This is a genomic window from Streptomyces sp. NPDC027189 (genome assembly GCF_055566975.1).
On the sequence record NZ_JBVHRI010000053.1, the window covers coordinates 16,756 to 28,829 of the forward strand.

Sequence of the window (12,074 nt, forward strand, 5' to 3'; positions counted from 1 at the left end):
GCCCTTCCCGTCCCGCCTTGGGGCTGCCGCCCCCAGATCCCCGCATCGGCCTTGACGGCCTCGTCCTCGAACGCCGGACGGGCGGAAATCAGCCCCTCCGGCGTTCGAGGAGCGGGGTCCGGGGCGGAGGGGGCGAAAGGATCCTGCTCAGGCCAGGCTGTCCCGCCAGGCTCGATGCAGATCCGCGAACCGTCCCGTCCCCGCGATCAGTTCGGCCGGGCCTCCGTCCTCCACGATCCGGCCGTGCTCCATCACCAGCACCCGGTCGGCGATCTCCACCGTCGACAGGCGGTGCGCGATGACCACGGCCGTACGGCCGCGCAGGACCGTCGACATGGCGCGCTGGACGGCCCGTTCACCGGGGATGTCCAGCGAGCTGGTCGCCTCGTCGAGGATGAGGACCGCCGGGTCGGCGAGCAACGCCCGTGCGAAGGCGACCAGTTGGCGCTGACCGGCCGAGATTCGGCCACCCCGTTTGCGTACGTCCGTGTCGTAGCCGTCGGGCAGGGCGCTGATGAAGTCGTGGGCGCCGATCGCCTTCGCGGCCCGCTCGATCGCCTCGCGTGACGCGTCGGGGCGTCCGATCGCGATGTTCTCGGCGACCGTGCCGGAGAACAGGAACGCCTCCTGGGTCACCATCACCACACCGCGCCGCAGTTCGGGCACGAAGAGGTCGCGCAGATCGACGCCGTCGAGGAGGACCCGGCCCTCCGAGGGGTCGTAGAAGCGGGCCAGCAGCTTGGCCAGCGTCGACTTGCCCGCGCCCGTCGAGCCGACGACGGCCACCGTCTGCCCGGCGGGCAGCGTGAGGGAGAAGGAGGGGAGGACCTCGCCGCCGGTCCGGTACGCGAAGCGGACGTCGTCGAAGACGACCTCGCGGCCGGGGTGTTCGGACGCGAGAGCGGGCAGCTGCTGCGGCGCGGACGGCTCCGGCACGGACGGCGTCTGGGCCAGCAGGCCCGCGATCTTCTCCAGCGAAGCCGCCGCGGACTGGTAGGAGTTGAGGAACATGCCGAGCCGGTCGATCGGGTCGTACAGGCGGCGCAGATAGAGCACCGCGGCGGCCAGCACACCCAGCGCCAGCGAACCCGAGGCCACCCGGTAGGCGCCCCACAGCACGATCCCGGCGACCGCCGTGTTGGCGACAAGGCGGGAGCCGACGACATAGCGCGCCATCTCCAGCAGCACGTCGCCGTTGGTCTTCTCGTGGCGCTGGTTGAGCACCCGGAAGTCCGCGTCGTTGGCGGCCTCGCGGCGGAACGCGCGCACCGGGCGGATGCCGTTCATCGTCTCCGCGAACTTCACGATCACGGCGGCGATCGCGGTCGAGCGCAGGGCGAAGATACGGCCCGCGCGGTGCTGATAGAGGCGGATGAGCAGATACAGCGGTACGAAGGACGCCACAGCCATCGCGCCGAGGCCGAGGTCCAGCCAGAGCAGCATCGCCGAGATGTAGACGAAGGACAGGATGACCGTGACGAGCTCCTGGAGGCCCTCGCTGAGCAGCTCGCGCAGTGACTCGACGTCCGTCGTGGAGCGGGAGATCAGCCGGCCCGAGGTGTAGCGCTCGTGGAAGTCGATGCTGAGCGCCTGCGCATGGCGGAAGATCCGGCCGCGCAGGTCGAGCAGCACGTCCTGGTTGACGCGGGCCGAGGCGATGATGAAGGCGTACTGGAGTCCGCCGGAGGCCAGCGAACACAGCAGGTACCCGACGCCCACCGCGATGAGCGGGCCGTGGTCGTCGTGCCGGAACGCCGGTACGGCGCGGTCGAGGGCGTACGCGACGAGCAGCGGGCCCGCCTGCACCGCGGCCTGCTGGAGCAGCAGCAGGACGGTGGTCACGGCCACGCGGGCCCTGAGCGGGGCGAGCAGGGAGCGCAGGAGAGCGGCGGTCGCGCCCGGGGGAGCGGGGAGGACGTCGCGGTCGAAGGGGTCCTTGTACTGCGCCGGGTCCTGCGCCGGCCCGTCCTTGTCCCTGTCCTTGTCCGGCGCGGTTGTTGTGGGCGCCGTCATCGGTGGGCCTCCTCGTCGCCTGACATCAGATGGGCGTACTCGGCGTTCGTGCGCAGCAGTTCCTGGTGGGTGCCGACCGCGGCGATGCGGCCGCCGGAGAGCAGGGCCACGCGGTCGGCGAGCAGGACCGTGGACGGGCGGTGCGCCACGATCAGTGCGGTCGTCTCCGCCAGCACGCGGCGCAGGGCGGCCTCGACCGCGGCCTCCGTGTGGACGTCCAGGGCCGACAGGGGGTCGTCGAGGACCAGGAAGCGGGGGCGGCCGACCACCGCCCTCGCCAGGGCGAGCCGTTGGCGCTGGCCGCCCGAGAGGCTCAGGCCCTGTTCGCCGACCTGGGTCGCGGTGCCCTGCGGGAGGGCGTGCGCGAAGTCGGCCTGGGCCACGGCGAGGGCGCGCTCCAGCTCCGGCCGGCCGGCGTCGTCGCTCCCGCCCATGAGTACGTTCTCGCCGACGGTCGCCGAGAAGAGGGTGGGCTCTTCGAAGGCCACGGCGACGAGTTCGCGGAGTTCCTCCCGGGGCATCGAGGTGATGTCCCGGCCGTCCAGGGTGATGCGGCCGGACGTCACCTCGTGGAGGCGGGGGACGAGGGCGGTGAGGGTGGTCTTGCCGGTGCCGGTGGCGCCGACCAGGGCCATGCTCTCGCCGGGGCGGATGTGGAGGTCGATGTGCTCCAGCACGGGGTTCGCGTCCGCGGGGGCATCCGGATAGCGGAACTGGACGTTGTGGAACCGAAGTCCGCCATCCGTCTCAGCTGCGGGCAATCGTGCCGCTGTGGCGGCACGGGTGGGCGCAGCGGCACCTCGTAGCGCCGAGTTGCGCAACCTCTTCCCGGCCGGCACCTGCGCCGAGTCAGTGGAACACCCCGCTTCCTCGGGAGTCTCGTCCATCACCTCGAAATACCGCTCCGTAGCCGTCGCCGCCTCCTGGCTCATCGCGAGGAGGAAGCCGATGGAGTCGATGGGCCAGCGCAGCGCGAGGGCCGTCGAGAGGAAGGCGACCAGCGTGCCGGCGGACAGGTGGCCGTCGGAGACCTGGACGGTGCCGAGGACGAGGGCGGCGCCGATGGCGAGTTCGGGCAGCGTGACGATGACGGCCCAGATGGAGGCGAGGAGGCGGGCCTTGACGAGTTCTGTGCCGCGCAGGGTGCGGGACAGCTCGCGGAAGGCGCGGGCCTGGCTGCGATGGCGGCCGAAGCCCTTGATGATGCGGATGCCGAGCACGCTCTCCTCGACGACCGTCGTCAGATCGCCGACCTGGTCCTGCGAGCGCCGGGCCACCTCCGAGTAGCGTCGCTCGAACATCCAGCAGACGATCATGACGGGGACGGCGGGAGCGAGCAGCACCAGCCCGAGCGTCCACTCCTGGGCCAGCATGATGGCCACGCCCACCAGGATCGTCACGGCGTTGACCAGCAGGAACGTCAGCGGGAACGCCAGGAACATGCGCAGCAGCATGAGGTCCGTGGTGCCCCGGGACAGCAACTGACCCGAGGCCCAGCGGTCATGGAAGGCGACCGGGAGGCGCTGCAGATGCCGGTACAGATCCGCCCGCATCGACGCCTCGACCCCGGCCAGCGGCCGCGCCACCAGCCACCGCCGCAGCCCGAACAGCCCCGCCTCGGCGAACCCGAGCAGCAGCAGATACAACGCCCCCAGCCAGACGCCCGCCGGATCGTGGCCGGCCACCGGACCGTCCACCATCCACTTCAGGACGAGCGGGAACACCAGCCCCGTACAGGAGGCGACCACCGCGACGAACGCCGCGCCGAACAGCCGCACCCGCACCGGCCGCACATACGGCCACAGGCGCAGCAGACTGCGTACGGTCGAACGGCCGGCACGGTGCTCGGTCCCCGTACGGTCGTCCTGGTTGTCGGCACGGTCCTTGGTCGTTGCATCTGTTGTGGGCATCACCGGCGAGCCTACGGTTCGGCACTGACAGCGCCCACCGAGTTTTGGCCGGACCCGAATCGTTCATCACCGTCCTCCTCGTCACGCACTTCATGGAGGAGGCGCAGCGCCTGTGCGACCGGATCGCGGTCATCGACAAGGGGCGGGTCGCCGCCCTGGACACCGGCGGGCCTGATCCGCCGCTCGGCGGGCTCGACCGTCATCAGCTTCACGCCGTCGGCGCCGCTGGACGAGCGGGAGCCGACCGCGCTGCCCGCGCTCGCCCCGGTGGAGCACAAGGACGGCCGGATCACCCTGTCCGGCACCGATGAGACGGTCAACGCCGTCATCACGCTGCTCGCCCGCCACCACATCACCGCCCACCGACTCCGCGTCTCCGACGCCACGCTCGACGACGCGTTCCTCGACCTGACGAAGGAGGCAGCGGCATGAGCACCGCCGTACTGAAGACCGAGGTCCGCCTCTTCCGCCGCGAACCCGGCAGCATCTTCTGGATCCTGCTGTTCCCGACCCTCCTGCTGGTGATCCTCGGCTCCATCCCGTCCTTCCGGCAGCACCAGAACTCCCTCGGCGGCTTGCGCACGGTCGACGCCTACGTCCCGGTGGCCGTGCTGCTGGGGCTGATCGTCGGCGGCCCGCAGTCGATGCCGCAGACCCTCACCGGCTACCGCGAGCGCGGCATCCTGCGCCGGATGGCCGCCACGCCGGTCCGCCCGTCCGCCCCGCTGTCCGCGCACATGCTGGTGTACGGCGCAGCCTCCCTGGCGTCGGCGCTGCTCGTTCTCGTGGTCGGGCGGCTCGGTTTCGACGTACGCGTGCCGAAACTCCTCACCCCACCACCCGCAGCAACAGCACCGCCCGGGCCGGCACCGTTACCCCCGCCCCCGCCCGATGCACCACCCCCGGCGCCATCCCCTGCTCCTCCCGAGACGTATCGACGACCACCTCGTACCGCTCCGCCCAAGGCGACCCCGGCAGCACAAAGCTCACCGGCCGGTCCCCGGCGTGCAGCACCGCGAGGAAGCTGTCGTCCACCACCGGCACACCGCGCGCGTCCCGCCCGGGAATGTCCCGCCCGGACAGATACATCCCCAGCGTCGCGGCGGGCGCGTACCAGTCCCGCTCCGTCATCTCCGTCCCCCGCGCGGTGAACCACGCCAGGTCCCGCAACCCGTCAGCGGAATGAGCCCGCCCGGAGAAGAACGCCCGCCGTCGCAGTACGGGATGCTCGTGCCGCAGGGCGATCAACCGGGACGTCAGATCGAACAGCGCCCGCCACCCGGGATCGTCGAGATGGGACCAGTCGACCCAACTGATCTCGTTGTCCTGGCAGTACGCATTGTTGTTGCCCCGCTGAGTCCGCCCGAACTCGTCCCCGGCGACCAGCATCGGCACCCCGGTCGACAGCAACAGCGTCGTCAGCAGATTCCTCAACTGCCGCCGCCGCAGGGCCCGTACGCGCTCGTCCCCGGTCTCCCCCTCCGCCCCGCAGTTCCACGACCGGTTGTCGTCGGAACCGTCCCGGTTCCCTTCCCCGTTCGCCTCGTTGTGCTTGCGCTCGTACGAAACGAGATCCCGCAGCGTGAACCCGTCGTGGGCGGTCACGAAATTCACCGAGGCGTACGGCCGCCGCCCACCCCAGGCGTAAAGGTCACTCGACCCGGACAGCCGATAGCCCAGATCCCGCACATCGGGCAGCGCCCCGCGCCAGAAATCCCGCACGGCGTTCCGATACCGGTCGTTCCACTCCGTCCACAGGGGTGGAAAGGATCCCACCTGATATCCACCGGAGCCCACGTCCCAGGGCTCCGCTATCAGCTTCACCCGCCGCAGCACCGGGTCCTGGGCGATGACGGCGAGGAACGGCGACAGCATGTCGACGTCGTGCATCGACCGCGCCAGCGCGGCAGCCAAGTCAAACCGAAAGCCGTCCACCCCCATCTCCGTCACCCAGTACCGAAGCGAGTCGGTGATCAGCCGCAGCACATGCGGCTGCACCACGTGCAGCGTGTTCCCGCACCCCGTGTAGTCCGCGTACCGGCGGGCGTCCGACTGCAGCCGGTAGTACCCCCGGTTGTCGATGCCGCGCAGCGACAGCATCGGGCCCAATTCGTCGGCTTCCGCCGTGTGGTTGTAGACCACGTCGAGGATGACCTCGATGCCGGCGGTGTGCAGCGCCCGTACCATCCGTTTGAATTCGCCGACCTGCTGCCCGGTCGTTCCGGCGGCGGCATACCCCGCGTGCGGCGCGAAATAGCCTATCGAGTTGTAGCCCCAGTAATTGCGCATGCCCTTGCGCAGCAAGTGGTCCTCGTGCGCGAACTGGTGCACCGGCAGCAGCTCCACGGCGGTCACCCCGAGCTTCACGAGATGCTCGATGGCGGCCGGGTGCGCCAGTCCCGCGTACGTGCCCCGCAGTTCCTCCGGAATCCCGGGGTGCAGTCGCGTGAACCCCCGCACATGCAGCTCGTAGATGACCGAGTCCGCCCACGGCGTCTTCGGGCGGTGGTCGTCCGACCAGTCGTCGTCGTCATGGACCACGACACCCTTGGGGACGTACGGCGCCGAGTCGCGGTCGTCGCGCACCGTGTCGGCGACCTGCTGCTGGGGCCAGTCCCGGACGTGCCCGTACACCTCGGGCGGCAGACTGAAGTCGCCGTCGACAGCACGGGCGTACGGGTCGAGGAGCAGCTTCGCCGGGTTCCAGCGGGCGCCGGTCCACGGGTCCCAGCGGCCGTGCACGCGATAGCCGTAGCGGCGGCCGGGCAGCACGCCGGGGACGAAGCCGTGCCAGATCTCGTGGGTGAGTTCGGTGAGCGGGACCCGGGTCTCGTGTGTCTCGCCGTCCCGTTCGTCGAAGAGGCACAGGTCCACGGCCTCCGCGCCGCCCGCCCAGAGGGCGAAGTTGGTGCCCGCGGCGCCGTCGGGGCCGACGCGGAAACGCGCCCCGAGCGGGGTCGGGGCGCCCGGCCACACGGACACGGCGGAGGCCGGCGTCCGCCGGGCGCCGTTCAGCGCGGGGGCCGGCTGCGCGGGCAGCCCGCCGCCCGCGGCACGTCCTTCCTGGACTGCCTCCTGCTCGGGTGCGCTCGACACCGGTCAGCCTCCCGCGGCTCGTGGAACGACCCGGAAAGAAGCGTGCGGCGTCCCGGCCGCGGCTCCCCTTCGCGTCGTCCTCCCCACTGTTCTGCCCAGAGCGTGGCTCGCACTCACGTTTCCCCAGAGGGGCACAGTCGTTGGGCCCCCTGTGAAGCACGTACAGACGCGCGCGCGGCGCGCAGGGGCCGCGCTGGCCGCCGTACTGACCTGGGCCGGCCTGCTGGCCGGAGCCTCCGGCTGCACCTCGCACGGGTTCGACGGGGTGTTCGGCAAACCGCAGTCGCCCGAGGACGCCATCCGCGTCTCGCCGGCCGACAACAGCAAGGGCGTACGCCCGAAAGAGGCAATCAAGGTATGGGTTCCCAGCGGGCGCCTGGAATCCGTCAAGGTCGTCAAGTCCCAGGACGCGCAGGAGTCCCCGGTTCCGGGGCACTTCACCGACGACGGCCTGACCTGGAAGGCCGACGACGCACGGGTCGCGTTGGCGGCCAAGTACACCGTCGACGCGGTGGCCCTCGACGGACGCGGGCGGCGCTCGGCGCGGCACACCACGTTCACGACGGCCGTCCCTGACGAACGGTTCATCGCCTACGTCACCCCGGAGAACCGATCCACCGTCGGCACCGGAATGATCGTCTCGCTCGCCTTCAACCGGGAGATCGAGAACCGGGCCGCCGTGGAGCACGCCATTCAGGTGAACGCCGAACCCGCCGTCGAGATCCGCCCGCACTGGTTCGGCAAGAGCCGCCTCGACTTCCGCCCCCAGCAGTACTGGAAGCCGGGCACGAAGGTCACGGTCGGGCTGCATCTGCGGGACGTCGAGGCCGCACCCCGCGTCTACGGGCTCCAGTACAAGACCTTCTCGTTCACCATCGGACGCAGCCAGGTCTCCCTCGTCGACGCGGCCACGCACACCATGGAGGTACGCCGCGACGACGACCTCGTCGCCACCGTGCCGATCACGGCGGGCGCCCCCGAGAAGGCGACGTACAACGGGAAAATGGTCGTCATGGAGATGCTGGAAGTGACGCGGATGAACAGCCGCACGGTCGGTTTCGGCGGCGAGTACAACATCGCGGACGTCCCGCACGCGATGCGCCTGACCGATACAGGGACCTTCCTGCACGGCAACTACTGGGCGTCGGGCGTCTTCGGCAACGCCAATGTCAGCCACGGCTGCGTGGGCCTGGAGGACGTGAAGGGCGGCAGTTCGGACACCCCGGCGGGCTGGTTCTTCGACCGCAGCCTCATCGGGGACGTCATCGAGGTCGTCAACAGCAATGACAAAAAGGTCGCTCCCAACAACGGGCTCGGCGGGTGGAACATGGGATGGAAGGAGTGGAAAGCGGGGGGCGCGGTGAAGTAGCCCGATTTGGGGGTACGCGCACGACGCACTCCAGCGGCGCCCCGTTCGGCCGAAGTTGGGACTGAACAGTGACATTCCCGGGGAGCCATCACTCCAGGTCGTGTGATTAATTAGCGCGATACGCGCGTGGGACGCGCTGGAGTGCGGGCCTGATCAGGCCGTGCGAGGGGAGAACAACTTTGAACGGGCGACCGATATCGGGGGCGTCGGTTGGCGCGCGGACACACGGGAAGCAGGGGGTTCTGGCGCTGCTCCTTGCCGCCCTGCTGCTCGCCGTGACCGCCTGCGGCGGCGGAGGGGGCAAGGACTCGGGGTCCGGCTCGGGGGGCGGCAAGGGCAAGGGCTCCAGTTCGGCGGACACCAAGGCCTCGCAGGCCGTCGTGACCATCGCCCCCAAGGACGGCGCCGATGATGTGAAGACCAGCGGCGCCCTCAAGGTGACCGCTGCCAAAGGCAAGTTGACCGAGGTCAAGGTCGAGGACACCAAGGGCAACGCGGTCGACGGCGAGATAACGGGCGGGGGCGCCACCTGGACGCCCTCGACCCACCTCGCCTCGGCCACCAAGTACAAGGTGCACGCGGTGGCCAAGGACTCCGACGGCCGTGAGGCCGCCGAGGACTCCGCGTTCACCACGCTCACCCCGAAGAACACCTTCGTCGGCATCTACACGCCCGACGACGGCTCCAAGGTCGGCGTCGGGATGCCCTTCTCGATCCACTTCACGCGGGGCATCACGCACCCGGACGACGTCGAGAAGGCCATCAAGATCAAGACCGAGCCGGCGGTCGACGTCGAGGGCCACTGGTTCGGCAACGACCGCCTCGACTTCCGTCCCGAGCAGTACTGGAAGGCCGGTACGAAGGTCAGCGTCACCCTCAACCTCGACGGCGTCGAGGGCCGGCCGGGCGTCTACGGCAAGCAGGCCAAGACGGTGAACTTCACCATCGGACGCAGCCAGGTCTCCACGGTCGACGCCAAGACCCACAAGATGGTCGTCAAGCGCGACGGCAAGGTCATCAAGACCATCCTGATCACCACGGGCAAGCCGGGCTACGACACCTGGAACGGTCAGATGGTCATCAGCGAGCGCCTCAGGGTGACCCGCATGAACGGCGAAACGGTCGGCTACGGCGGCGAGTACGACATCAAGGACGTGCCGCACGCCCAGCGCCTGACCAACTCGGGCACCTTCATCCACGGCAACTACTGGGGCGGCGGTGCCTTCGGCAACTACAACGCCAGCCACGGCTGCATCGGCGTACGCGATGTGCGCGGCGGCTACGACGGCAAGGTGCCGGCCGCCTGGTTCTACGACAACTCGATCGTCGGTGACGTGGTGGTCGTGAAGAACTCCCACGACAAGACGGTCGCCCCGGACAACGGCCTCAACGGCTGGAACATGTCCTGGTCGGACTGGACGAAGTAGACGCTCGCCGTACGGGCCGGGTGTGCTGTGACTCAGCACACCCGGCCCGTTGTCGTTAACGCCCACTAACCTGCTCCCATGACTGTGCATCTCGAAGTGGCCGAAGGCGTGGGCACCATCCGTCTGGACCGCCCGCCCATGAACGCGCTGGACGTCGCCACCCAGGACCGGCTCAAGGAGCTCGCCGAGGAGGCCACGCGCCGGACGGACGTCCGCGCCGTGGTGCTGTACGGCGGGGAGAAGGTGTTCGCGGCGGGCGCGGACATCAAGGAGATGCAGGCGATGGACCACGCCGCGATGGTCGTGCGGTCCCGGGCCCTGCAGGACTCCTTCACCGCCGTCGCCCGCATCCCCAAGCCAGTCGTCGCCGCCGTCACCGGGTACGCGCTCGGCGGGGGCTGCGAGTTGGCGTTGTGCGCCGACTACCGCATCGCCGCGGACAACGCCAAGCTGGGCCAGCCGGAGATCCTGCTCGGCCTGATCCCCGGCGCCGGCGGCACCCAGCGCCTGTCCCGTCTGATCGGCCCCTCCAAGGCCAAGGACCTCATTTTCACCGGCCGTATGGTCAAGGCCGATGAAGCCCTGTCGCTCGGCCTGGTGGACCAGGTCGTCCCGGCCGACGAGGTGTACGCTGCCGCGCACGCCTGGGCAGCGAAGCTCGCGCAAGGTCCGGCGATCGCGCTGCGCGCCGCCAAGGAGTCGATCGACGCGGGCCTGGAGACGGACATCGAGACCGGACTCGCGATCGAGCGGAACTGGTTCGCGGGCCTGTTCGCGACGGAGGACCGGGAGCGGGGGATGCGGAGCTTCGTGGAGGAGGGTCCGGGAAAGGCGAAGTTCCTCTGAGCGGGCGGCGCCCGACGACCCCGGGCTCCTCGCCCAAGCGGCGAATGTCACTCGCCAAATTCCGCTGATCCACTTGCAGTTGACGCAATGTCTTACCCGTTGTCCCCCGAAGGGGCGGTTTATGCAAGCCTTAAGGCAACCTTAAGCCTGCCTTGTCGGGGGGCGCTGGTGATTGCCCTCAAGTGGTCAGTACCAGCAGGTCAGGCGGCCTCCGGCACCCCCTGAACTGCCTGCGGCATATGCCGATCGGATGGTGCGGAATGATGCCTTCCGGGGGGCTTATTCCTTCGGAACGGCCCCGAAGAGGGCTCTGGGCGGCCATGATGGGGGCATGGCGGGGCTGGAGGGTATCGAACAGCCGCGGCGGCACGGGAGTGCGACCGCGGCGCGCTGGACGCCTGCGGTCGAGGACGAACGGGCGCTCAAGGCACTGGAGTTGTTCGGCAATCCGACAGAGGCGGAGGTGCCGTTGCCGTCCCGCCCGGAGTCCGCGGCCACCGCGCGGAGGCTCACGCAGGTCGTGGTCCTGCGGCACTGGGGGCTGTCGCCCAAGATGACGGAGGACGCCGTCTTACTCGTCTCCGAGCTCGTCGGCAACGCCGTACGCCACACCGGTGCCCGCGTCTTCGGGCTCCGGATGCGCCGCCGCCGGGGCTGGATCCGCATCGAGGTCCGCGATCCCTCCCGTGGCCTGCCCTGTCTGATGCCGGTCCAGGAGCTGGACCTGAGCGGCCGGGGCCTCTTCCTCGTCGACAAACTCTCCGACCGCTGGGGCGTCGATCTGCTGCCCCGCGGCAAGACCACCTGGTTCGAAATGCGCGTGGCCGACCGCTGACCCCCGGCACGCGGAAACCCCGGCCGCTGAGCAGCCGGGGCTCCTGGGGCACCGCGGAACGAATTGGGGTGTGAACCGCGGCGCCGACGACAACCGTGGCCCGGGTCAATGGGTGGAGGTCGCACCGCTGACTATCCCAGACGCGGTCGATTGATCCAAAAGCATCGCCCCGCCGAACCACATGTCCATGCAGGAACTTTGCGCACCCTGTACCCGAACATCTCCGGCTGCGGGGAACTTTCTTCGCCCCCTCCGCCCCTACCCGTCCCGCACCTGGGGGCTGTCGCCCCCAGCCCCCCGCATCGGCCTGAACGGCCTCGTCCTCAAACGCCGGACAGGCTGAGAGTTCGAGCGCCCGCGGGGTGGGTGGGGTGCCGATCGGCGCCTGCCGGAATCGAGGGCGCAACCACGGGCCCCAGCCCGCGGCCGGGGCCGCACCGGCCGACGCACGTTCCCACGCACCGGGAGTGGCGACGCACGGCCCCACGCACCCGCACCCGCCGACGCACGGAAGGGGCCGTGCCGGTACATCACATGCCCCGTCGCTTACGTGGTTGCCAACAGGCAGGACCATGAAG

7 protein-coding genes and 2 pseudogenes are annotated in these 12,074 nt (G+C 70.0%); 6 read left to right on the forward strand and 3 right to left on the reverse strand.

The genetic code is table 11. The annotated features are described in order from the left end of the window. Window positions 1-147: 147 nt before the first annotated feature. The gene (locus ACZ4RZ_RS48805) at window positions 148-2,013 is read right to left on the reverse strand and encodes an ABC transporter ATP-binding protein (protein WP_467754107.1); all 1,866 of its coding nucleotides are present in this window, start codon (window positions 2,011-2,013) and stop codon (window positions 148-150) included. Further along, window positions 2,010-3,923 carry an ABC transporter ATP-binding protein gene (locus ACZ4RZ_RS48810; protein ID WP_467754108.1) on the reverse strand — a complete coding sequence of 638 codons (1,914 nt, stop codon included), beginning with the start codon at window positions 3,921-3,923 and terminating at the stop codon, window positions 2,010-2,012. The genes ACZ4RZ_RS48805 and ACZ4RZ_RS48810 overlap by 4 nt, the downstream gene beginning before the upstream one ends. Before the next feature lie 59 nt (window positions 3,924-3,982). Here ACZ4RZ_RS48810 and ACZ4RZ_RS48815 point away from each other — a divergent pair. Continuing rightward, window positions 3,983-4,355 (forward strand): annotated as a pseudogene (locus tag ACZ4RZ_RS48815) (ATP-binding cassette domain-containing protein); the annotation flags it as partial. Beyond that, a pseudogene (locus tag ACZ4RZ_RS48820) lies at window positions 4,352-4,747 on the forward strand (ABC transporter permease); the annotation flags it as partial. The pseudogenes ACZ4RZ_RS48815 and ACZ4RZ_RS48820, both read left to right, overlap by 4 nt. A 4-nt stretch (window positions 4,748-4,751) precedes the next feature. Here the strand turns inward: ACZ4RZ_RS48820 and glgX are convergent. After that, window positions 4,752-7,019 (reverse strand): glycogen debranching protein GlgX, encoded by a 2,268-nt coding sequence (glgX, locus tag ACZ4RZ_RS48825; protein WP_467754109.1) that lies wholly within the window; start codon window positions 7,017-7,019, stop codon window positions 4,752-4,754. A gap of 151 nt (window positions 7,020-7,170) precedes the next feature. Here glgX and ACZ4RZ_RS48830 point away from each other — a divergent pair, with 151 nt between their 5' ends. The 4 genes from ACZ4RZ_RS48830 to ACZ4RZ_RS48845 all read left to right on the forward strand — a co-directional run bounded on the left by ACZ4RZ_RS48830 (window position 7,171) and on the right by ACZ4RZ_RS48845 (window position 11,496). After that, entirely contained in the window at window positions 7,171-8,388 is a 1,218-nt protein-coding gene (locus ACZ4RZ_RS48830) for a L,D-transpeptidase (protein WP_467754110.1), read from the forward strand. Between the two features lie 179 nt (window positions 8,389-8,567). Then, the gene (locus tag ACZ4RZ_RS48835) at window positions 8,568-9,815 is read left to right on the forward strand and encodes a L,D-transpeptidase (RefSeq protein WP_467754111.1); all 1,248 of its coding nucleotides are present in this window, start codon (window positions 8,568-8,570) and stop codon (window positions 9,813-9,815) included. A 78-nt stretch (window positions 9,816-9,893) separates the two neighbouring features. After that, window positions 9,894-10,661, forward strand: coding sequence for an enoyl-CoA hydratase/isomerase family protein (locus ACZ4RZ_RS48840; RefSeq protein WP_467754112.1), 768 nt, complete (start codon window positions 9,894-9,896; stop codon window positions 10,659-10,661). Between the two features lie 226 nt (window positions 10,662-10,887). Further along, window positions 10,888-11,496 (forward strand): ATP-binding protein, encoded by a 609-nt coding sequence (locus tag ACZ4RZ_RS48845; protein WP_467754113.1) that lies wholly within the window; start codon window positions 10,888-10,890, stop codon window positions 11,494-11,496. Window positions 11,497-12,074: the final 578 nt, after the last annotated feature.

Coding starts and splice junctions, on each gene's coding strand:
- ACZ4RZ_RS48805 (WP_467754107.1), bottom strand. CDS start 2,013: ATGACGGCGCCCACAACAACCGCGCCGGACAAGGACAGGGACAAGGAC.
- ACZ4RZ_RS48810 (WP_467754108.1), bottom strand. CDS start 3,923: ATGCCCACAACAGATGCAACGACCAAGGACCGTGCCGACAACCAGGAC.
- ACZ4RZ_RS48840 (WP_467754112.1), top strand. CDS start 9,894: ATGACTGTGCATCTCGAAGTGGCCGAAGGCGTGGGCACCATCCGTCTG.